This is a genomic window from Streptomyces sp. NPDC041968 (genome assembly GCF_055589025.1).
Genome location: NZ_JBVJCB010000001.1, coordinates 524,516 through 545,335, shown reverse-complemented (window position 1 = coordinate 545,335; position 20,820 = coordinate 524,516). Strand labels below are relative to the sequence as shown.

Annotated in this window: 21 protein-coding genes, 1 other RNA gene and 1 pseudogene; 11 read left to right on the top strand and 12 right to left on the bottom strand. The window is 73.2% G+C overall.

The annotated features are described in order from the left end of the window. Nucleotides 1-68 precede the first annotated feature (68 nt). The 3 genes from yaaA to ACZ6EG_RS02495 are packed head-to-tail and all read right to left on the bottom strand — an operon-like array spanning nucleotide 69 to nucleotide 2,265. Nucleotides 69-851: a peroxide stress protein YaaA gene (gene yaaA / locus ACZ6EG_RS02505; protein ID WP_469600865.1), complete on the bottom strand. Its 783-nt coding sequence runs from the start codon at nucleotides 849-851 to the stop codon at nucleotides 69-71. A gap of 35 nt (nucleotides 852-886) precedes the next feature. Next, entirely contained in the window at nucleotides 887-1,477 is a 591-nt protein-coding gene (locus ACZ6EG_RS02500; protein WP_469600862.1) for a hypothetical protein, read from the bottom strand. Nucleotides 1,478-1,497: 20 nt separating this feature from the next. Next, nucleotides 1,498-2,265, bottom strand: coding sequence for a MerR family transcriptional regulator (locus ACZ6EG_RS02495; RefSeq protein WP_469600860.1), 768 nt, complete (start codon nucleotides 2,263-2,265; stop codon nucleotides 1,498-1,500). 165 nt (nucleotides 2,266-2,430) lie between these two features. Here ACZ6EG_RS02495 and ACZ6EG_RS02490 point away from each other — a divergent pair. The 4 genes and pseudogenes from ACZ6EG_RS02490 (at nucleotide 2,431) to ACZ6EG_RS02475 (ending at nucleotide 5,712) form a co-directional block, all read left to right on the top strand. Beyond that, nucleotides 2,431-2,888: pseudogene (locus tag ACZ6EG_RS02490) on the top strand (Uma2 family endonuclease). A gap of 70 nt (nucleotides 2,889-2,958) precedes the next feature. Beyond that, nucleotides 2,959-3,361, top strand: an RNA gene (rnpB, locus tag ACZ6EG_RS02485) — RNase P RNA component class A. Nucleotides 3,362-3,683: 322 nt separating this feature from the next. Further along, nucleotides 3,684-4,682 (top strand): glycoside hydrolase family 11 protein, encoded by a 999-nt coding sequence (locus ACZ6EG_RS02480; protein ID WP_391967791.1) that lies wholly within the window; start codon nucleotides 3,684-3,686, stop codon nucleotides 4,680-4,682. A gap of 37 nt (nucleotides 4,683-4,719) precedes the next feature. Beyond that, nucleotides 4,720-5,712, top strand: coding sequence for a polysaccharide deacetylase family protein (locus ACZ6EG_RS02475; protein ID WP_391967790.1), 993 nt, complete (start codon nucleotides 4,720-4,722; stop codon nucleotides 5,710-5,712). Nucleotides 5,713-5,763: 51 nt separating this feature from the next. Here the strand turns inward: ACZ6EG_RS02475 and ACZ6EG_RS02470 are convergent, their stop codons facing one another. Together ACZ6EG_RS02470 and ACZ6EG_RS02465 are read right to left on the bottom strand one after the other, a co-directional pair. Beyond that, nucleotides 5,764-6,108, bottom strand: a complete 345-nt coding sequence (locus tag ACZ6EG_RS02470; RefSeq protein ID WP_391967789.1) for a MazG-like family protein — start codon at nucleotides 6,106-6,108, stop codon at nucleotides 5,764-5,766. Nucleotides 6,109-6,152: 44 nt separating this feature from the next. After that, nucleotides 6,153-6,695: a DoxX family protein gene (locus ACZ6EG_RS02465; RefSeq protein WP_391967788.1), complete on the bottom strand. Its 543-nt coding sequence runs from the start codon at nucleotides 6,693-6,695 to the stop codon at nucleotides 6,153-6,155. A gap of 151 nt (nucleotides 6,696-6,846) precedes the next feature. Between ACZ6EG_RS02465 and ACZ6EG_RS02460 the strand changes: the two genes are divergently transcribed. Continuing rightward, the gene (locus tag ACZ6EG_RS02460) at nucleotides 6,847-7,173 is read left to right on the top strand and encodes a nuclear transport factor 2 family protein (RefSeq protein ID WP_391967787.1); all 327 of its coding nucleotides are present in this window, start codon (nucleotides 6,847-6,849) and stop codon (nucleotides 7,171-7,173) included. A 265-nt stretch (nucleotides 7,174-7,438) separates the two neighbouring features. Here ACZ6EG_RS02460 and ACZ6EG_RS02455 read toward each other — a convergent pair whose 3' ends face one another. Continuing rightward, on the bottom strand, nucleotides 7,439-8,227 hold the full coding sequence (locus tag ACZ6EG_RS02455) for an SDR family oxidoreductase (protein ID WP_391967786.1): 789 nt from the start codon (nucleotides 8,225-8,227) through the stop codon (nucleotides 7,439-7,441). A 133-nt stretch (nucleotides 8,228-8,360) separates the two neighbouring features. On the opposite strand from ACZ6EG_RS02455, the gene ACZ6EG_RS02450 reads away from it, so the two are divergent. Next, the gene (locus ACZ6EG_RS02450) at nucleotides 8,361-10,019 is read left to right on the top strand and encodes an alkaline phosphatase D family protein (protein ID WP_391967785.1); all 1,659 of its coding nucleotides are present in this window, start codon (nucleotides 8,361-8,363) and stop codon (nucleotides 10,017-10,019) included. Here ACZ6EG_RS02450 and ACZ6EG_RS02445 read toward each other — a convergent pair. Continuing rightward, nucleotides 10,006-11,064, bottom strand: coding sequence for a Gfo/Idh/MocA family protein (locus ACZ6EG_RS02445; RefSeq protein WP_391967784.1), 1,059 nt, complete (start codon nucleotides 11,062-11,064; stop codon nucleotides 10,006-10,008). The genes ACZ6EG_RS02450 and ACZ6EG_RS02445 overlap by 14 nt on opposite strands. A gap of 105 nt (nucleotides 11,065-11,169) precedes the next feature. On the opposite strand from ACZ6EG_RS02445, the gene ACZ6EG_RS02440 reads away from it, so the two are divergent. From ACZ6EG_RS02440 to ACZ6EG_RS02430, 3 genes are all read left to right on the top strand, one after another. Then, a complete protein-coding gene (locus tag ACZ6EG_RS02440) occupies nucleotides 11,170-12,549 on the top strand; it encodes a multidrug effflux MFS transporter (protein ID WP_469600851.1) in 1,380 nt (459 codons plus the stop codon). A gap of 77 nt (nucleotides 12,550-12,626) precedes the next feature. Further along, nucleotides 12,627-13,676 (top strand): serine hydrolase domain-containing protein, encoded by a 1,050-nt coding sequence (locus ACZ6EG_RS02435; protein WP_469600847.1) that lies wholly within the window; start codon nucleotides 12,627-12,629, stop codon nucleotides 13,674-13,676. 111 nt (nucleotides 13,677-13,787) lie between these two features. Next, nucleotides 13,788-14,777 (top strand): small ribosomal subunit Rsm22 family protein, encoded by a 990-nt coding sequence (locus ACZ6EG_RS02430; RefSeq protein ID WP_391967781.1) that lies wholly within the window; start codon nucleotides 13,788-13,790, stop codon nucleotides 14,775-14,777. 57 nt (nucleotides 14,778-14,834) lie between these two features. Here the strand turns inward: ACZ6EG_RS02430 and ACZ6EG_RS02425 are convergent, their stop codons facing one another. Beyond that, entirely contained in the window at nucleotides 14,835-15,041 is a 207-nt protein-coding gene (locus tag ACZ6EG_RS02425; RefSeq protein WP_174532209.1) for a DUF6243 family protein, read from the bottom strand. Between the two features lie 99 nt (nucleotides 15,042-15,140). Here ACZ6EG_RS02425 and ACZ6EG_RS02420 point away from each other — a divergent pair, with 99 nt between their 5' ends. Together ACZ6EG_RS02420 and ACZ6EG_RS02415 are read left to right on the top strand one after the other, a co-directional pair. Continuing rightward, nucleotides 15,141-15,791 (top strand): TetR/AcrR family transcriptional regulator, encoded by a 651-nt coding sequence (locus tag ACZ6EG_RS02420; protein ID WP_391967780.1) that lies wholly within the window; start codon nucleotides 15,141-15,143, stop codon nucleotides 15,789-15,791. A 116-nt stretch (nucleotides 15,792-15,907) separates the two neighbouring features. After that, nucleotides 15,908-16,639: a bifunctional DNA primase/polymerase gene (locus ACZ6EG_RS02415; RefSeq protein ID WP_356611462.1), complete on the top strand. Its 732-nt coding sequence runs from the start codon at nucleotides 15,908-15,910 to the stop codon at nucleotides 16,637-16,639. 12 nt (nucleotides 16,640-16,651) lie between these two features. On the opposite strand, the gene ACZ6EG_RS02410 is transcribed toward ACZ6EG_RS02415, so the two are convergent. From ACZ6EG_RS02410 to ACZ6EG_RS02395, 4 genes are all read right to left on the bottom strand, one after another. Then, nucleotides 16,652-17,653: an SCO2278 family lipoprotein gene (locus ACZ6EG_RS02410; protein WP_469600842.1), complete on the bottom strand. Its 1,002-nt coding sequence runs from the start codon at nucleotides 17,651-17,653 to the stop codon at nucleotides 16,652-16,654. Nucleotides 17,654-17,752: 99 nt separating this feature from the next. Further along, complete coding sequence (locus ACZ6EG_RS02405; protein WP_391967778.1) at nucleotides 17,753-18,616, bottom strand: heme ABC transporter ATP-binding protein; 864 nt, start codon at nucleotides 18,614-18,616, stop codon at nucleotides 17,753-17,755. Beyond that, nucleotides 18,613-19,704, bottom strand: coding sequence for a FecCD family ABC transporter permease (locus tag ACZ6EG_RS02400; RefSeq protein ID WP_469600839.1), 1,092 nt, complete (start codon nucleotides 19,702-19,704; stop codon nucleotides 18,613-18,615). The genes ACZ6EG_RS02405 and ACZ6EG_RS02400 overlap by 4 nt, the downstream gene beginning before the upstream one ends. Further along, entirely contained in the window at nucleotides 19,701-20,777 is a 1,077-nt protein-coding gene (locus ACZ6EG_RS02395; protein WP_391967776.1) for a heme/hemin ABC transporter substrate-binding protein, read from the bottom strand. The genes ACZ6EG_RS02400 and ACZ6EG_RS02395 overlap by 4 nt, the downstream gene beginning before the upstream one ends. Nucleotides 20,778-20,820: the final 43 nt, after the last annotated feature.

The following is a 20,820-nucleotide window of genomic DNA, read 5'->3' as shown; positions in this document are numbered from 1 at the left end:
CATGGTGCCGTCGGGGAACAGTCTGTGCAACGAGCGTTGCGACATGCGCAACGAGACCCTGATCCGGTTCAGTGGATCTCCGCCACCAGCACGTCCAGCGACCACGGCTTCCCCGCCTTCGCGGGTGCCTCGGCCTCCACCTCGTACCCGAGGTCCCGCAGCGCCTCGACCAGCTCGGCGGGCCCCTCGGGCGCGATCCCGGCCGCCAGCAGACTCCGGACGATCCGCCCCTTGGTCGCCTTGTTGAAGTGGCTGACCACCTTCCGGGTCGGCGCGTGCAGCACCCGCACGGTCGCCGTCCGCCCCGCGACCCCGCCCGCCGGCCTCCAGGCCGCCGCGTACGCCGACGAACGCAGGTCCAGCACCAGCCCGCCCCCCGCGGCCTCGGGCAGCACCTCGGCCATCGGCGCCCGCCAGAAGGCACCCAGGGCCCCGAGCGCGGGCAGCTTCACACCCATCGAGCAACGGTAGGAGGGAATCCGGTCGGTCACCCGCACCGCGCCCCACAGCCCCGAGAAGACCAGCAGCGACCGCGCCGCGCGCCGCTTGGCGGCCGCGTCGAGCGAGGCCAGGTCCAGGGCGTCGTACAGCACCCCGGTGTAGATCTCCCCGGCCGGACGCGCGCCGGCCGTCCGCAGCTCCGCGTTCTTGGCGACCTCGCCGCGCAGGCCCTCGCTCAGCCCGAGCACCTCGCGCGCCTTCTCCTCGTCACCGGCGCACAGCTCCACCAGCTCACCGAGGACGGTCTCCCGGGCGGGGGCCAGCCCCGGCAGGGACAGCGCCTCCGGCTTCAACGGCGCACCGCGGCCGGAAGCGGCCTTCCCCTCGGACGGCGGCAGCAGGACAAGCACGCGTACTCCTTCGGATCGAGCTGTCGGGCCCCCGCTCAGGGTACGGCGTACCCCTCGCGTGCCTGGTCGACGGCCCGGACGAGCGCCGCGGGGTCGTCGGCGTGACAGCGCACGACCCGCACCTCGCGCCGCCGCCCGAAGAAGCCGACGTGCACGACGGGCTCGGTCAGCTCGACGGTGACGGAGGTCTGCAGGCCCACGGCGAGGTTCAGCTCCCCGTCCGCCGGCTCGTGCGCGGCCCGCAGCTCCCGCCGCACGGACGCGATCCGCTCCAGTGGTATCCGCACGTCGACGTGGACGGCCCGGCGGACCCGCAGTGTGCCGCCGCCGGGATCCAGGACGTGCGGCCGGACCACGGACGCGGCGTGCAGCCCGACCACGAACACGACGGTGTACACGTCCAGGACCAGCACCACGTGGTGCACGGTGGGCCAGTCGCGCAGCAGCAAGGACATCATCACGGACTCGACCACGCACACGAACGCGATGCCCCACATCATCGGGCCCTGCCCCCGCGTGTGCCCGAAGACCGGGAGGCCCTCCGCCGCCCCGTGCGTCCGCCGTGCCGCCCACAGCCACAGACTCGCCAGCAGGCGCAGCTCGTGCCGAAGGAGGAGCCACGGCACCGTCGCCAGGGACCGCCCCCTCACGACGGCCGCCCCCGTCCGCGCGCGACGGCGGCCAGGGCCTGCCGGATCGCCTCGGCCTGCCCCGGCGCGAAGTCGGCGTACAGCGCGCGCAGCATGCTGTGCCCGGAGTCCAGGTCGACGCCCTCCTCGGGCAGCAGCTCCGCGGGCAGGCAGCCGGCGAGCGTCTCGGCCGCCTCCGCGACGCGCGGGTCGTCGGCTTCCGCGTCCGCCAGGTCGTCGAGGAGCGCGTACGCGTGGTGGGCGCGCGCCACCGCCTCCGGCGAGCCCAGGGCGCCCCGCAGGGTGGCCAGCAACCCCTCCCGGTCCTCCGGCGCCATCGTGCTTTCCAGCAGCGCCAGCATCTCGCGGTCCCGTACGGCCATGGGGGAGCCGGAGACGTCCCCCATGCCCGCGAACAACCCCGCAAGCTCCGGCGAGACCGGCCCCTCGGGCGGCATCCCGCCCTCCGCCTCCAGCAACGCCCGCAGCCGCGCCCGGCGCTCCCGGACCGCCGCCTCCTGCCGCGCCAGGTCGGCGTCCAGCTCCGCCAGCACCTCGGCCAGGTCCTTCCCGGCCTCGTCCGCGAGCACGTCCCGCACCTCCGCCAACCCGAGCCCCAGCTCGGTCAGCCGCCTGATCCGGGCCAGCACGACGACGTGCCGCAGGGTGTACGTCCGGTATCCGTTGGCCAGCCGTTCCGGCTCGGGCAGCAGGCCCTGGTGGTGGTAGTGCCGCACGGTCCGCGTGGTGACGCCGACGGCGTCGGCGAGTTCTCCGATCCGCATGGCCCCAGTAGAAACGTTGACGCTGCGACAGGGTCAAGCGGCGTGGCTCCGGCTCCGGACGGAGGCCGTGATCGTGTGCCACGATCGAGGGAACGGTTTCCGCTCTCTCGGACAGGTGATCAGCCGATGTCCCAGTCTGGCGAGCGACCGAAGGAGGGGGGTGACATGACTGCCATGGCCCATGAGCCGCTGACGCGGGCGGAGGTCCTCCTGGAGGGCTTCCTCGCCCTGGACACGCCGGACGGGGATCACGAGGACTGCATCAGTCTGATCGTGAAGCAGGTGATCAGGCGGTCCCGGACCGATATGGACTTCTCCGGCAACAAGGGCCTGAAGCTGAGGAGCGGAGGCGCCTGCCCGAAGGACCACGCGATCCCGGACGGCACCTTCGCCCCGACCGACCTGCGGCTCCACCGCGGCGCCGACCCCTGGATGCCGTGCGAAGGCGTCGCCCTGGAGGCATCCCCCTGTACCTCCTCGTCGACCGCGAAGCCTCCTCGATCACGCTGTCCAGCGACCCGGAGAGGGACGACCACCGCGAGCACCGCACCCGCCCCCTCGGCAAGCCGCTCGCCCTCCCCGCCCCCTTCGACTTCGACCTGGACACCGCCGACTTCGTCTGATCCCGCCGGGTCACGGCGCCCGACGGACGGGTGCGCGGCGCACGCCCGGTACCATGGTCGACACGGCAGACGAGCCGGGCGGACGGCCGCGTGAAGACCCTCACGGGACTTCCCGAGGAACGTCCGGGCTCCACAGGGCAGGGTGATGGCTAACGGCCACCCGGGGTGACCCGCGGGACAGTGCCACAGAAAGCAGACCGCCCGGGACTCCGGTCCCGGGTAAGGGTGAAACGGTGGTGTAAGAGACCACCAGTGCCCAGGGCGACCTGGGCAGCTAGGTAAACCCCACCCGGAGCAAGGTCAAGAAGGAAGCACCCCGGTGCTTCTGCGCGGACGTTCGAGGGCTGCCCGCCCGAGTCCGCGGGTAGACCGCTTGAGGCCGGTGGCAACGCCGGTCCTAGATGGATGGCCGTCGCCGGCGGGCCCGCGAGGACCCGCCGGGACAGAACCCGGCGTACAGCCCGACTCGTCTGCCCCCACCTCCCGGGTGCCTGGAAGGCCCCGTCCCGGCCGCTACGGCCGCGCATCCCCGTTCCGTCGCGTCCACGAGTGCGACCTGCTCCCGCTCGAAACTTTCGATGCATGTGGTCGAGCTTTCTGATCAGGCACTCCGGACGCGGCTTATGCGGGAGCCTGTGGTGGCGATTCGGTGCGGATGAGCTGCGCTTGGAGAGGCCGGACCGTACCGAGATCGAAGACGAAGGTTTCGAAACATCTACCGAAACTGTTGACGGTCGACGTGTGCAGGCCAACACTGGCGCCGATGCCGAACCCCACAGGAGAGGAAGCACCGTCATGAACGTGCTCGTCCCACCGAGGCGTCGCCGCAGAGGCGCCTTCGTGACGCTCCTCGTCAGAAGTGCCTGGGCCGTCGCCCTGGCCGCCCTGGCCGCGATGATGCTGCCGGGCACCGCCCACGCCGGCACGGTCGTCACGACCAACCAGGAGGGCACCAACAACGGCTACTACTACTCGTTCTGGACCGACAGCCAGGGCACCGTCTCCATGGACATGGGGTCCGGCGGCCAGTACAGCACCTCCTGGCGCAACACCGGCAACTTCGTCGCCGGCAAGGGCTGGAGCAACGGCGGACGCCGGACCGTGCAGTACTCGGGCACCTTCAACCCGTCCGGCAACGCGTACCTGACCCTCTACGGGTGGACGGCGAACCCGCTCGTCGAGTACTACATCGTCGACAACTGGGGCACCTACCGGCCCACGGGCGAGTTCAAGGGCACCGTGACCACCGACGGGGGCACCTACGACATCTACAAGACCACCCGCTACAACGCGCCCTCCGTCGAGGGCACCCGCACCTTCGACCAGTACTGGAGCGTGCGGCAGTCCAAGCGGACCGGTGGCACCATCACCACCGGCAACCACTTCGACGCGTGGTCGCGGGCCGGGATGCCGCTGGGCAGCTTCAACTACTACATGATCATGGCCACCGAGGGCTACCAGAGCAGCGGCAGCTCCAACATCACGGTCGGGGGCACCGGTTCCGGCGGTGGCGGCGGTGGTGGCGGCGGTGGCTGCACCGCGACCCTGTCCGCCGGGCAGAAGTGGGACGACCGGTACAACCTCAACGTCTCCGTCAGCGGGGCCAGCAACTGGACCGTGACGATGAACGTCCCCTCACCGGCGAAGGTCCTGTCCACCTGGAACACCAGCGCCAGTTACCCGAGCGCCCAGACCCTGACCGCCAAGTCCAACGGCAGCGGCAACAACTGGGGCGCCACCATCCAGGCCAACGGCAACTGGACCTGGCCGTCCGTCTCCTGCGCTGCGGGCTGACCCCGGGGACGAGGAGAGAGAGGAGGACCCCCTTCCCATGCGCAGCAGACCTCGCCCCTCATGGCGCTCCCTGGTCACCGCGGTGTCCGTCACCGCCCTGGCCGTCGCGGGCACCGCCGCCGCCGACGCGGCCCCGGAGCGGGCCGCCGCCTGCAACGGCTACGTCGGGCTCACCTTCGACGACGGCCCCTCCGGCACCACCCAGGCCCTGCTCAACGCGCTCAGGCAGAACGGCCTGCGGGCCACCATGTTCAACCAGGGCCAGTACGCGGCCCAGAACCCGTCCCTGGTCCGGGCCCAGGTCGACGCCGGCATGTGGGTCGCCAACCACAGCTACACCCATCCGCACATGACCCAGCTGAGCCGGGCCCAGATGGACTCCGAGATCTCCCGGACGCAAGCGGCCATCGCCAACGCGGGCGGCGGCACGCCGAAGCTGTTCCGCCCGCCGTACGGCGAGACCAACGCCACGCTGCGGGCGGTCGAGGCCGCGTACGGGCTGACCGAGGTGATCTGGGACGTCGACACCCAGGACTGGAACAACGCGAGCACCGACGCGATCGTGCAGGCCGTCTCACGGCTGGGCAACGGCCAGGTCGTCCTCATGCACGACTGGCCCGCCAACACGCTCGCGGCGATCCCGCGCATCGCGCAGACCCTGGCCGCCAAGGGCCTGTGCGCCGGCATGATCTCGCCGCAGACCGGACGGGCGGTCGCCCCCGACGGCGGTGGCAGCGGCGGTGGCGGAGGTGGTGGCGGTGGCGGTACGTGTACCGCGACCCTGTCCGCCGGGCAGCGGTGGGGGGACCGGTACAACCTCAACGTGTCCGTCAGCGGGAGCAGTGCCTGGACGGTGACGATGAACGTGCCGTCCCCGGCCAAGGTCCTGTCCACCTGGAACGTCAACGCCAGTTATCCGAGCGCCCAGGTGCTGACCGCCAAGTCCAACGGCAGCGGCGGCAACTGGGGCGCCACCATCCAGGCCAACGGCAACTGGACCTGGCCGACGGTCTCCTGCGCCGCGGGCTGACCGGCACCACCGTCCGGTGTCCGGGCCCGGGGCGCTCCCGGGCCCGGCACTTCATCCGTCCGACGGCAGCGACCGCCCCGCCACCCGCTCCAGATGCCGTCCGAACACCTCCCGCGCCCGCGGCGTCAGGGTCCGCAGCGCCACCAGGGCCGTGATCACGACGTCGCACAGCTCCGCCTCGACGTCGTCCCAGGTGTGGGTGACGCCCTTGCGCGGGTTCTGGCCGGTCGCGCCGATCACCGCCTCGGAGACCTCGCCCACCTCCTCGGACAGCTTCAGCATGCGCAGCAGCAGGCCCTCCCGGCCGGCGACGGGCTGATCCGCCTCCAGCCACTGCCACAGGGCGTCGACGGTGTCCCAGAGGTCGGCGGGGAGGCCGCCGCGGTCGTCACTCATGCGGGGCAGCCTGCCACGTCCGCCGCGGCCTCCTAGGCGATACGTCAGTCGAACAGGGGTTCCTGCTGCCCCTCGGCGGCCCTCCGGACCCGCTTGTTCCGGGCCCCCACGATCACCGCCGTGGCCGCCGCCGTCGCCGCGAGCGCGGCCGGGACCATCCAGTTCCGGTTGACCGCGTGGCCGAGCGCGTGATCCAGGGAGAGGCGGCCGGGTCCCGCGACCGCGAGCCCGGCGGCCGTCAGACCGAGGGAGGCCGCGTACTCGTACCCGCCGGACTGGGCGAAGAAGCCGTTGGGGGCGTGCACCGCCGCCGCGCCCGCCATCGCCCCGGCCGCCGCCGCGCCCGCGGCCGGTGTGGCCAGGCCCAGCGCCAGCAGCGTCCCGCCCCCGGCCTCGGCCAGCCCCGCCGCGGTGGCACTGGCCCGGCCCGGTGCGTAGCCCATGGCCTCCATGGCCTGGCCGGTGCCCGCGATGCCGCCGCCACCGAACCAGCCGAGCAGCTTCTGCGCGCCGTGCGCGGCCAGGACACCGCCGGTGCCCAGGCGGAGCAGCAGCAGCCCCAGGTCACGCCGGTCACAACAGTTCACGTCGACTCCTCGCAGACGGCGGCTCACCTCCCCACCGTGACCCGCCCGTGCCGCGGGGGCCCGCCGCGGACGCCGTTCGGGTGGTGGGAAGGGGCTGGGCCGACCGACGGGCCGGGTGGCGGGGGTGAGGGGGCGGTGTGACGCTGCCGCCATGACGATTCAGACCACGCGACTCAGCGACCCGGCCGTCCGCGCCTTCGTCGCCGCCGTCAACGCCCACGACCGCGAGGGCTTCCTCGCGCTGCTCGCGCCGGACGCCACCATGGCCGACGACGGGAACGACCGGGACCTCGCCCAGTGGATCGACCAGGAGATCTTCTCCTCCAACGGCCACCTGGAGGTCGACAACGAGTCGAACGGCGGCCGCGCCCTCATCGCCCGCTACCGCAACGACACCTGGGGCGAGATGCGTACGCGGTGGAGCTTCACCGTGGACGAGGACGGCCGGATCGCACGGTTCGAGACCGGGCAGGCCTGAGCCTCGGCCGGGTGATCCACGCGGCAGCCGTTCCGCCCACCGGCGTGCATCCCGCGGTCCCCCGCGGGATCCACCCCCGGCCGGTGCGGCGGAACGACTGCCGCCTCCCCCCTCGGTGTGGCCTGTGGAGTGGTACGGCAGGCCAACCCCCCAAGTGTGAAGCTCCGGTGAAGGAAAGTTGAGCATACGTCCGCCACCGGCCGCAATACCGCGGACTGAACAATTCCGCTTGTGTGGAACCGGGCGGACCGCGCGGCGGGCGCCCTCAGCCGCGCCCCACGTACGGCATCGCCGTCGCCATGACCGTCGCGAACTGCACGTTCGCCTCCAGCGGCAGCTCCGCCATGTGCCGCACCGTGCGCGCCACGTCGGCGACGTCCATCACCGGCTCGGGTGACGTCTCCCCGTTGGCCTGGAGCGCGCCGGTCTGCATGCCGGCCGTCATGTCGGTCGCCGCGTTGCCGATGTCGATCTGGCCGACCGCGATGCCGTAGGGCCTGCCGTCCAGGGACAGCGACTTGGTCAGGCCGGTCAGGGCGTGCTTGGTCGCGGTGTACGCCACCGAGTGCGGGCGCGGGGTGTGGGCCGAGATCGAGCCGTTGTTGATGATCCGGCCGCCCTGCGGGCTCTGCTCCTTCATCTGCCGGTACGCCGCCTGCGCGCACAGGAACGCGCCGTTCAGGTTGGTGTCCACCACGTGCCGCCACGCCTCGTAGGGCAGTTCCTCGACCGGCACCCCGCCCGGACCGAACGTCCCGGCGTTGTTGAACAGCAGGTCCAGTCGTCCGAAGCGCTCGCGTACGGCGGTGAACAGGGCCGCCACGTCCTGAGGGCGGGACACGTCGGCGCGGACGGGGAGCGCCGAGGAGTCCGCCGGCGCGAGAGCGGCCGTCTCCTCCAGGGTCTCGGGGCGCCGGCCGGCGAGGGCCACGGACCAGCCGGCCGCCAGCAGTTCGAGGGCGACCGCCCGGCCGATGCCCGATCCGGCGCCCGTGACGACGGCCACCTTCTGCGCTCCGACGGTTTCCTCGTCGGCGGTTCTCACGGTGTTCATGACTCGGCAGCGTACGCGTGGCGGAACATCCGGAACTCATCCGTCCGACATGGGACCGCCATGTCCGCGCCAAGCCAGGGACGTCCCCGGCCCTTCGAATGCCCCATGCAACCACCTGCATGGGGAGGAACGGATGTCACCCGCGAACCACCAGGCCCAGGCCCAGTCCCAGCCCTCGTACGCCCCCGAACTCCGCGCCGCCGCCCGGAACCTGGGCCGCCGCCGCTTCCTGACCGTCACCGGCGCCGCCGCGGCGCTCGCGTTCTCCGTCAACCTGCCGACCGCGGGCACCGCGAGCGCCGCCGAACTCGACGCGGCCCAGCTCACCGCCGACCCCTTCACGCTCGGCGTGGCCTCCGGCGACCCGCAGTCCGACTCCGTCCTGCTGTGGACGCGCCTGGCTCCCGTTCCGTACCAGGCCGACAGCGGTCTGCCCGCGAAACGCGTCGACGTGAGCTGGGAACTGGCCCTGGACGAACGGTTCCGACGCGTCGTCAGAAGGGGCCGGACCACCGCCCACCCCGAGTTCCACCACACCGTCCACGTCGAGGTCGACCACCTCGCGCCCGGCCACGTCTACTACTACCGCTTCCGCGCCGGCCGCTGGGTCAGCCCGGCCGGCCGCACCCGCACCGCGCCCGCCCGGCACAGCCGGGCCTCCGACCTCACCTTCGGCGTGGTCTCCTGCCAGAAGTACGACGAGGGCTACTACACCGCCTACAAGCACCTGGCCCAGGACGACGTGGACGTCGTCTTCCACCTCGGCGACTACCTCTACGAGTACGCCGTCAACGCCACCGGCGGCTCCCGCGCCTACCCCGCGGGCACCCTCCCCGGCCTCTTCAACCACGAGACGGTGACGCTGGAGGACTACCGCCTGCGGTACGCCCTCTACAAGTCGGACCCCGACCTGCGGGCCGCGCACGCCGCGCACCCGTTCATCGTCACCTGGGACGACCACGAGACCGAGAACAACTACGCCGACGGGACGCCGGAGAACAGCGTCCCGCCGGAGGAGTTCCTCATCCGCCGGGCCGCGGCCTACCGGGCCTACTGGGAGAACATGCCGCTGCGCCGCCCGCAGCTGCCCGACGGTGCGGACCTCCAGCTGTACCGCCGTCTGCACTGGGGCCGGCTCGCCCAGTTCGACGTGCTGGACACCCGCCAGTACCGCTCGGACCAGGCCTACGGCGACGGCTGGCAGTTCCCCGGCCCCGAGTCCGAGGACCCAAGCCGCACGCTGACCGGCGACGCCCAGGAGCGCTGGCTGATCAACGGCTGGCACCGGTCGGACGCCCTGTGGAACGTGGTGCCCCAGCAGGTCACCTTCTCGCAGCGGTACAACATGACCACCACGCCGTCCAAGGTCTCCATGGACTCCTGGGACGGCTACCCGGCCTCCCGCGAGCGGGTACTGGCCGGCGCGCAGGCCGCCGGCATCGAGAACCTCATGGTCCTCACCGGAGACGTGCACGTCTCCTACGCCTTCGACATCAAGCGCGACTTCTCCGACCCGGGCTCCCGGACCCTGGGCACGGAGATCGTGACGACCTCCGTCACCAGCGGGCGCGACGGCTCGGAGAAGCCGTCCAACTGGGACACGCTCATGACCGCCAACCCGCACCTGAAGTTCTTCAACGGGCGGCGCGGCTACGCGACGGTCTCCCTCGGCCGGGAGCTGGCGCGCGCCGACTTCAAGACGGTCTCCCACGTGACCACCGAGGGCGCGCCGCTCACCACCGCCGCGTCCTTCGTGACGGAGGTGGGGGAGCAGGGGCTCAAGCCGGCGTGACCTCGCGGCCGGCGGCCACCTCGGCGGAGTCGCCCGCGTGCTCGCCCGGCAGCTCGCCGGGGTAGCGGACGCCGACGCGGTCCCGGATCGCGTCGAGCGTCCGCATGACGGCCAGCGTGCCGTCGAGCGGAACCAGCGGGGACTCGGTCTCCCCGGCGCGCAGGGCCCGCATCACCTCCTGGGCCTCGTGCTTGAGGCTGGCCCGGGGCCCGTCGGCCGGATCGGCCCGGAACTCCTCCGGGTCCCGGCCGTCGCGGTGCAGCACGAAGTGGTCCGGGAAGAAGAAGCCGTACGGGACGTCGATGCGGCCCTTGGATCCGGTGACCGAGGCGGAGTTGGGCGTACCGCCGGTGATGGAGCAGTGCACCGAGGCGAGAGCGCCGCTCTCGTAGGAGAGCAGTGCACCCGTCTGGAGATCGACACCCTCGTCCGAGAGCACCGCTCGCGCCGTGATGTCCGAGGGCTCGCCGAGCAGCAACTGCGTGAACGACACCGGGTACACCCCCAGGTCGAGCAGCGCGCCGCCGCCCTGGGCGGGGTCCCGCAGACGGTGCGCGGGAGGGAAGGGGCCCGCCAGGCCGAAGTCCGCCTGGACGCTGCGGACGTCGCCGATCGCCCCGTCCTCCACCAGCGCCTTCAACCGCCGCACCAGCGGATTGCAGTACATCCACATCGCCTCCATCAGGAAGCTGCCGTTCCGGCGGGCGAGCGCGACCAGTTCCCCCGCCTCGCGCGCGTTCAGCGTGAACGGCTTCTCGCACAGCACGTTCCGCCCCGCCTCCAGACACAGGCCGGCGGCGGCCCGGTGCGAGGAGTGCGGGGTGGCGACGTACACGACGTCGACCTCCTCGTCCCGCGCCAGCGCCTCCCACCCGCCGTAGGCCCGCGGTATCCCGAAGCGCTCCGCGAACGCCTTCGCCGACGCCTCGGTCCGCGAGGCCACCGCCACGACCTCCGCGTCCGGCAGATCGACCAGATCCGCCGTGAACGTCGCCGCCATCCCGCCGGTCGCCAGAATCCCCCAGCGCACCTTCTGCCCGGTCACCGCTGACACCCTGCCCCACCCTCGCTCAGGTTGTTCGAGTCTGTTCGTTCAAGTCCGTACGAGCTGAGAGCATAGGTGCCGGATCTGCAGAAGAGGGAGGGGCACATGCCCGAGCGCGGGCCGTCCATACCGCACACGACCCCGGACACCACACCGGACACCCCATCGACGACCTCGAAGCCCGCGCGGGCGGCCGGACCGGAAACGGGGCCGGCCGTCCGCGCGCTGGGCGCCACCCGCCGCACGGGCTGGCTCGTCACGCTCGTCCTCGGCGGGCTGACCGCCACGCCGCCCCTGGCGATGGACATGTACCTCCCCGCGCTCCCCGAGGTCACCCGGGCGCTGTCCGCGCCCGCCGCGACCGTCCAGCTCACGCTCACCGCCTGCCTGGCCGGCATGGCCCTCGGCCAGCTCGTGGTCGGACCGATGAGCGACCGGTGGGGCCGCCGGCGGCCGCTGCTGTCCGGACTCGCCGTCTACGTCGTCGCCACCGCCCTGTGCGCCGTCGCGCCCACCGTCGAACTCCTCGTCGCCTTCCGGCTGGCGCAGGGACTCGCGGGCGCCGCCGCGATCGTCATCGCCCGCGCCGTCGTCCGCGACCTGTACGACGGTGTGGCGATGGCCCGCTTCTTCTCCACCCTCATGCTGATCTCCGGCGTCGCCCCCGTCGTGGCGCCGCTCATCGGCGGGCAGATCCTGCGGGTGACGGACTGGCGGGGCGTGTTCGTGGTGCTCACCGTCGTCGGGGTGGCGCTCGGCGCCGTCGTGTGGGCCAAACTGCCCGAGACGCTGCCCCGGGCGCAGCGGCACGCGGGCGGGGTCCGCGACACCCTGCGCGCGATGCGCGGGCTGCTCGCCGACCGCGCCTTCACCGGCTACATGCTCGCGGGCGGCTTCGCCTTCGCCTCGCTCTTCGCCTACATCTCGGCGTCCCCCTTCGTCATCCAGGAGATCTACGGCGCCTCGCCCCAGACCTTCAGCCTGCTGTTCGGCCTCAACTCGATCGGCCTGGTCGTCGTCGGGCAGATCAACGGCAAGATCCTGGTCGGCCGGGTCCGGCTGGACCGGGTGCTGGGCCTCGGGCTCCTCATCGTCGTCGCCGCCGCGACCGCCCTGCTGCTGATGTCCCTGGGCGTCTTCGGCGAGGTCGGGCTGGTGCCGGTCGCCGCCGCGCTGTTCGTGCTGATGTCCGCGATGGGGCTCAGCCTGCCCAACACCCAGGCGCTCGCGCTGATGCGGGTGAGGACCTCCGCCGGTTCCGCCTCGGCGCTGCTCGGCACGTCCTCCTTCCTCATCGGCGCCGTCGCCTCCCCGCTCGTCGGGGTCGCGGGGGAGGACACCGCGCTCCCGATGGCCGTGGTGCAGCTGGTGGCGGCGCTGGTGGCACTCGCCTTCTTCGTGACGATGTGCCGTCCGGCGGCCGAGCGGCCCGCCGGGCGCGCGGCCGGGGCGGCCGGTGCGTCCCATGAGGGGAGAGAGAGCTGAGCGCTCCGAGACTGCGCCACGGCACCCCGGAGCGGGCCGGACTCGACCCCGAGCAGCTCCGCCGTGTCGTCGAGGACGTGCACGCCCTCACCGCCGGTGAGCGGCCCTGGGCGGCGGGCGCCGTCGTGGCCGTCGGACGCGGCCCCGTGCTCGCCGTCGAGGAGGCGGCGGGCTGGGCGGTGCGCTACGCCGCCTACGATCCGCGCACCGACACGGGCGTCGAGCTGCCCGCCCGCTCCCGGGTGCCGATGACCGTCGGCACACCCTTCGACCTGGCCTCCCTGACGAAGGTGTTCACGGCGGTCGCCGCCGTGCAGCAGATCGAACGCGGCACGCTCGGCATCGACGCGGAGGTCGGCGCCTACCTGCCGGACTTCCGGGCCGCCGCCGTGCACCGCGTCACCGTCCGGGAGCTGCTCACCCACACCTCGGGGCTGCGGCCCGAACTCCCGCTGTACGACTGCGCCGACGACGAGGAACGGCTGCAACGGCTGCGGGCGGAGCCGCCGGTGGGGGTGCCCGGCACGTACTGCTACTCGGACCTGAACATGCTGCTGCTCCAGCAGGTCCTGGAACGCATCACGGGGCGCACCCTCGACGTCCTGGTCAACGACGGGATCACCCGCCCGCTGGGCATGACGGCGACGCGCTTCGGGCCGTGTCCGGGCGCCGCCGCGACGGAGGACCAGCGGAGGCCGTGGGCCAAGGCGGACCGGGGGATGCTGCGGGGTGTCGTCCACGACGAGAACGCCTGGGCGCTGGGCGGGGTGGCCGGGCACGCGGGCCTCTTCTCGACAGGGCGGGACCTCGCGGTCTTCTGCCGTGCACTGCTGGCGGGGGGCTCGTACGGGCCGGCGCGCATCCTCGGGCCGGACTTCGTGGAACTGCTGCTGACCGAGCCGGGGCTCGGGTTCGCCCTGGACCAGCCGTGGTTCATGGGCGGCCTCGCGGGGCGCGGGGCGGCCGGGCACACCGGTTTCACGGGGACGATGCTGGTGCTCGACCGGGCGACGGACACCTTCGCGGTGCTCCTCGCCAACACGGTCCACCCGCGTCGCCGCCCGCCGGACAACGGGCCCCGGGCGGCGCTCGGGACACGGGTGGCCCGAGCGGTGCGGGAGATCTGAGCGGACACCCGCGACGCCCGGCGGGACGCACCGGGACACCGGCGCCCGCAACGCCGGTTGCCTGACGCCCGTGTCGCCGGTTGCCCGGCGCCCGCCCCGTAGAATCGCCGGGTGAACGACCCTGCCACCCCCTCCGACGCCCTGCGCGCCGCCCTCGCCGGTCTGGTCGACGGGCTGCCGCCCCGGCAGGCCGCGCAGGCCGTGGAGCGGCTGATCGCCAACTACCGCGGGGACACCCCGACGGACGCCCCGATCCTGCGGGACCGCGCGGACGTCGTCGCCTACGCCGCCTACCGGATGCCGGCGACCTTCGCGGCGGTGCGGTCGGCGCTGGAGGTGTTCGCGGACGCCGTGCCGGGATGGGTGCCGGGCAGCCACGTCGACGTGGGCGGCGGCACCGGCGCGGCCACCTGGGCCGTCAGTTCCACCTGGGCGGGCGTGCGCCCGGTGACCGTGCTGGACTGGGCCGAACCCGCGCTCGCCCTCGGGCGGGAGATCGCCGCCGCCCGTCCGGAGCTGCGCGAGGCCCGCTGGCAGCGCTCGCGGATCGGAGCGGCGCTCACCGTGGAGAGCACCGATCTCGTCACCGTGTCCTACGTCCTCAACGAACTGACGGCGGCCGACCGCGCCGCCCTCGTCGACGCCGCCGCGGGCGCCGCGCAGACCGTCGTGATCGTCGAGGCCGGCACCCCCGACGGCTACGCCCGGGTCATCGAGGCCCGCGACCGGCTGATCTCCGCCGGCTTCCGGGTCGCCGCCCCCTGTCCGCACAGCGCCGCCTGCCCCATCGTGCCGGGCACGGACTGGTGCCACTTCGCCGCGCGGGTCAGCCGCTCCTCACTGCACCGCCAGGTCAAGGGCGGCTCCCTCGCCTACGAGGACGAGAAGTTCAGCTACGTGGCCGCCACCCGGCTCCCGGCCGCACCGGCCCCCGCCCGCGTCGTCCGGCGTCCGCAGATCCGCAAGGGGCAGGTCCTGCTCGACCTGTGCGAGCCGGACGAGCGGCTGAGCCGCCGGACGGTCACCAAGCGCCACGGCGACCTCTACAAGGCCGCCCGCGACACCGACTGGGGCGACCCCTGGCCTCCGCCGGAGGCGTGAGGCAGGGGTCGCCGAGGGGAGGGTCCGCGGGTCGTAATGCGCGGGCGCGCCCGCGCATTACGACGCCTCGTCGCTCCGCTCCGTCTCCGGCTGCTGGTCCCGCTGCCGCTCCTGGAGCTTGCGCAGCAGTTCCCGCTTCTGAGCCTGCGGGTCCAGTCCGCCGCCGATCCGGCCGCTGCGGTCGCCGCCGCGCAGGGCGTTGCGGCCGAGCTTCTGGCGGGTGCCACCGACACCCAGCATGTTTCCGGCTCCACCTCGGGACATGGGGCCCTCCTCTCTCGATGCGATACGTTGCGTCTCGTTTTCCTCAAGCATTACTCTCCGGCGAGACGAGACGTCTTGTCAACCTGATAAATTCGGGCCATGGATGTCCAGAAGTCCACCCACGCCCCGAAGCCCACCCCTGAGCGGCCGCGCCCCGACGGCACCCGTCGCAGCCAGCGGTCCCGCCAGGCCATCTACGAGGCCGCCCTCGCGCTGGTCGCGGAGGTCGGCTACCCCAAGACCACGATCGAGGGCATCGCCGCCCGCGCCGGCGTCGGCAAGCAGACGATCTACCGCTGGTGGTCCTCGAAGGCCGACGTCCTGCTGGAGGCCTTCCTGGACCTGAGCGAGCAGGCCGCACGAGCCGCGGGCGAGGACACGCACGCCATCCCGGACACCGGGGACCTCGCCGCCGACCTCAAGGCCGTGCTGCGCGCCACCGTCGACGAACTGCGTGACCCGAGGTACGAGGCGCCCTACCGCGCCCTGGCCGCCGAGGGCGTGGTCAACGAGCAGCTCGGCAGGGACTTCCTCGCCAAGCTCCTGGAGCCCTCGCTCCAGCTCTACGTCGACCGGCTGCGCGCCGCCCAGGACTCCGGCCACCTGCGGCCGGAGGTCGACCCGCGGATCGCGTTGGAGCTCTTCGTCGCCCCGCTCGCCCAGCGCTGGCTGCAGCGCAGCGGCCCGCTCTCGCACGCCTACACCGACACGCTGGTCGACTACGCGCTCCACGGGCTGGCTCCGCGCTGACCGAAGGCCTGCCCGAAGGGCCTGACCAGGGGAGTTTGTCCCTTCCCGACCCCGAAGCGCGAAATGGTGCGACCATGAGGCATGCTGGTGCGCACGACGGCGAGGCGAGGGGATAGATGAGCGCGGAGTTCGGCGGTCGGAGCGGTCTGCAGGACAAACTCTCCCAGTGGCTGCGCGGTCGCCGCCCCAAGGAGGCCGCCGGTGACGGTGGCCGGGAGGACCTGCTGCTCGCCGCCGCCGGAGCGGGACTGCCCCTGGCGCCCGCCGCGCACCCGGCCGGTTACCGCTGCTCCTGCGACCGTGTGGGCTGTCCCACGCCCGCCCGGCACCCGGTGTCCTTCGCCTGGCAGACGCAGTCCACCACCGACCGCGCGCAGATCGAGCGCTGGGCCCGCCATCAGCCCGAGGCGAACTTCATCACGGCGACCGGCATGGTGCACGACGTCCTCGACGTCCCCCTCCAGGCCGGTCGCGAGGCGCTCGGGCGGCTGCTCGACGCCGGCATCGAGGTCGGCCCGGTCGCCGAGAGCGACGACGGCCGCATGCTGCTGTTCACCCTCACCCGCGGCACCCCCGAGGACGAGGACGAGTGGTGGCCCTGCGAGCTGGACTGCCACCCCGAGACCATGGACGAGCACCCCGGCCTCCGCTGGCACTGCCGGGGTTCCTACGTCCTCGTACCGCCCGCCCGGCTGCCCGGCGAGGACCGGACGGTGCACTGGGTGCGCGGCCCCGAGCACCCGCTGCCGGACCCGCTGACCCTGTTGGAGACCCTCACCGACGCCTGCGCCCGGCACGCCGGCGAGGTCAGCGACCACGCGGGCACGGCCTGGCCGTCCCGCCGCTGAGCACGCCCCGCGCTACTCGCCCTTCGCCGACGTCAGCCCCTGGACCCGGCCCAGGACCGTCACCTTCGCGTCGGCCGAGTCCGCCGCCGGGGTGAGCGCGATCTCGTTGGAGACGAACTCCATCGTCAGCGACTGCTTGATCTCGCCGTCCGTCAGCGCCAGCACGTCCCTGTTCGGCGCCGGCACGGACGCGCCCTGCGCGGCGGTCCGCTTCTCGAAGTGCCGCGAGCTGAAGAACGCCAGCGCCCCGCCGTCCCGTGTACGCAGGGCCAGCGGGGCGTAGTCGCCGTTCGTCAGCGGCTCGTCGATGTACTGGGTGACCAGGCCGGGACGGATCGACCGCTTCTCGCGCAGGGTGCGCCAAGCGCTGGTGTGGACTCCGTCGGCGAAGGAGTCGCCGCCGTCCTCCAGATAGCCCGTGTAGTCCTCGCTCAGCTCGGCGGGCGGGACGGTCACGTCGGTGGAGTTCGCGGGGACGGCCTCGGCCCAGCCCTCCGCGTCGGTCTTGAACTCCGGCACCTTGCCGGGGGCGACGAGCGTCAGGTACGCCGCCTGCCAGGTCTCCTCCAGGCCGTGCCGGGTGAAGACCAGCAACCAGCGTGCGTCGGAGCCCTTGTTGGCCTTGGTGTCCGCGACGAACCAGCGCGGCCAGCCGGCCTTCTTCGGGATCGTGAACTTCGCGTCCGTCAGCTCCAGCGGGGCGTGCGCGGGGTTGCCGTCGGGATGGTTGGTCCGGCCCGCCTTCAGCCGCGCCGAGTCGATGGCGGCGAGGGCTCCGGTGGTGTGGTCGGCGTCCAGGGAGGCGTCGTACGCCTTGTCGGCCGCGTTGTACGCGGCGGTGAACTCCTGGAGCGCCTTCGCGGCCTCGGCCCGGGTGGCCGACGGGAGCACCTCGCGCTCGCCGTGCACCACCACGCATCCGCTCGCCGTCAACGACAAAGCGGTCGCCGAGGCCGCCATCAGCGCGCTCCGGTCAAGCCTGCGGAGCCTACGAGGGCCGCGATCCCTGCTCATCAGGTTCTTCACCTTCCCCTTCCCGGAGGCGAACCCTACCGGGACGGACCGGCGCCCGAACGGCGGGACCGGGTACAGCGGCCACACCGTGACCTCGGGTCAGGGCTCGCGCCGCGGGACGACCAGCAGGGCCTCCGTGCGCGGGTGCGGCACCACCTCCACCGGCTGCTCGTAGACCTCGGACAGCAGCCCTTCGGCAAGGACCCGTGCCGGTGGCCCGTCGGCCGCGATCCGGCCCCGGCGCAGCAGCGCGACCCGGTCCGCGTACGCCGCCGCCAGGGAGAGGTCGTGCAGGACGACGACCACCGCGTCCCCGGCCCGCGCCCGTTCCCGGCACAGCCGCAGCACCAGTTCCTGGTGGCGCAGGTCGAGCGCCGCGGTCGGTTCGTCGAGCAGCAGCAGCGGAGCGCGTTGCGCGAGCACCCGGGCGAGCGCGACCCGGGCCCGTTCGCCGCCGCTCAGCGCGGAGAAGGGCCGGCCGGCGAAGGCGGTCACCTCCGTGCGCGCCATCGCCTCGGCCACGGCCGCGTCGTCCTCGGCGGCCAGGTCGGTCCCGGCCCAGGGCGCGCGGCCCATCCGGACCACGTCCTCCACCGGGAACGGGAAGGACAGCGACGCCGACTGGGGCAGCACGGCCCGGCGCAGGGCCAGTTCGGGGGCGGACCAGCGGGCCACCGCCCGGCCGTGGACGCGGACGACTCCCTCGGTGACCGGCACGTCGGCCGCCAGGGCGCCCAACAGGGTCGACTTCCCCGCCCCGTTGGGCCCGGCCAGGGCCAACACCTCGCCCGCGCGGACGGTGACGTCCACACCGTCCAGGACCGGCCGCCCACCGAGGGGGACGCGTACGCCCTCGGCCTCGGCGAGGACCTGGCCCGGCGCGGCCCCGGGCGGCGGCACCGGACGGGACGGTACGAGGCGCAGCCACCGCCCGCCGGCGCCCGCGGACTTCGTGCCCCTCATGCCCAACCCCCTTGCCTGCGCCGGGTGCGGCGCAGCAGCCAGAAGAAGAACGGGCTGCCCAGCAGCGCCGTCAGCACCCCGAGCGGCAGTTCGGCGGGGACCGCCACGGTACGGGCCGCCAGGTCGGCGGCGAGCAGCACCAGCGCGCCGAGCAGCGCGCTGCCCGGGATCAGGAACCGGTGTCCGGGACCCGCCACCATCCGCAGCAGGTGCGGCACGACGAGCCCGACGAAACCGACGACCCCGGCCACGCTCACGGCCGCCGCGGTCAGCAGCGCGATCACCAGCACCAGCACGATCCGCAACCGCTCCACGTCCACGCCCAGGTGGCGTGCCGGGCGTTCGCCGAGCGCGAGGAGGTCGAGCCGGCGGGCGTACAGCGGGGCGAGCCCGAGGCCCAGCACCGCGCACGGCAGGACCGCCAGCACCTTCGGCCAGGTCGCCTGGGCCAGCGAGCCCAACTGCCAGAAGGTGATCTGGTTGACCGCCGCCGTGTCCGCGAAGAACAGGAACAGGCCGATCAGGGCCCCCGTGAAGGCGTTCACCGCGATGCCGGTGAGGATCAGTGTGACGACCTCGGTGCGGCCGCCCGAGCGGGACATGGCGTACACCACCAGGACGGTGACCAGGCCGGCGGCGAAGGCGAAGACGGAGACCGTCCAGTTGCCGAGGAAGTCCAGGCCGAACGCGATGGCGGCGACCGCGCCGACCGCCGCGCCCGACGAGACGCCGATGACGCCGGGTTCGGCGAGCGGGTTGCCGAACACGCCCTGCATCAGCGCGCCCGCGCAGCCGAGCGAGGCGCCGACGAGCAGGGCGAGCACGATCCGCGGGAACCGCACGTTCCACAGCACCGACTCGGCCACCCGGTCCAGTTCCGTACCGCCGAGCCCGGTCCGGTGCAGCAGCGACCCGAGGACGTCGCCGACCGGGACCGGGTAGGCGCCGGTGCCGGCCGCCACCGGCACCAGGACCAGGAGACCGGCGGCCAGGGCGGCGGTCAGCAGCCAGGCGGTGGTGCGGGGGCGGCGCGGCGGGGGCGGTGCGACGGGAGCCGGTGGGCGGCCCGTCCTGTCCCGTACGGTCATCCGGCGTCGCCGCCCTCGCCGTACAGCTGGGTCACGACCGACTTCAGCACCTGGTCGGTGCGCGGGCCGTAGTTGAGGAGCACACCGTCCTCGACCGAGACGATCCGGCGGTCCAGGCCGGCCGGGGTCTGGGCCACGCCGGGGAGTCCGACCAGTCCGTCGACGCCGCCGACCGAGTCGAGTCCCTTGCTCATGACGAGGATCGCGTCGGGCGCGGCCTTCACGAGCGCCTCGCTGGTGAGGGGGGTGAAGTCCTTGCCCAGGCCGGAGGCCGCCCCGGCGTCCACCCCGCCGGCCGCCTCGATCAGCGAGCCCGCGCCGGAGTCCTCGCCGCCGATGAGGTAGACCGAGGCCGAACCGCGCAGGTAGAGGAAGGCGACCCGGGGCACGGCTGCCTTCGAGGAGGCGTCCGGGACGCCCTCGCGGACGGCCGCGATCCGCTCCTCGGAGCGAAGGGTCAGTTCCTTCCCGGCCGCCGGTACGCCGAGCGCGCCGGCGACCGCCCCGATGCGCGAACCCACGTCGTCCAGGCCCTTGGCGGCCGCCACGGACAGCACCGGGACGCCGGCGGCGCGGATCTGCTCCACGGCCTCCACCGGGCCGGTGGTGGTCTCGGCGATCACCAGGTCGGGCCGCAGGGACAGCACGCTCTCGGCGGAGACGTCGTGGCCCCGGGTGACGACGGGAAGTCCCGCCGCCTGCTCGAAGGTGGCGGTGACGTCGCGGGCGACGACCCGGTCGCCGAGGCCGAGGGTGAAGACGATCTCGCTGAGGCTGCCGGACAGGGGCACCACGCGCTCGGCGCGCTCCACCGTCACCCGCTCGCCGTCGGCGGAGCGGACGGTCACCGGGAGTTTCGGCTCGGGTCTCGTCGCGAGCGGCTCGACCCGGTCGGCGACGGCCTCCTTCTGCGCGGCGGCCTCCTGCCCGCCACCGGGGTCGGACGAGGCTTCCGAGGAGCCTCCGCATCCGGTCGTGGCCAGGGAGAGGGCGAGCACGGACAGCAGTGCTCCCGCCAGTCGGTTCCGCAAGCGTCGCACGGGGTGTCCGTTCCTTTCGTCGGCCGACAGCATCGGTCGGCTAGAGCTTAGGTTAGCCTTACCTTTGTTCGCTACC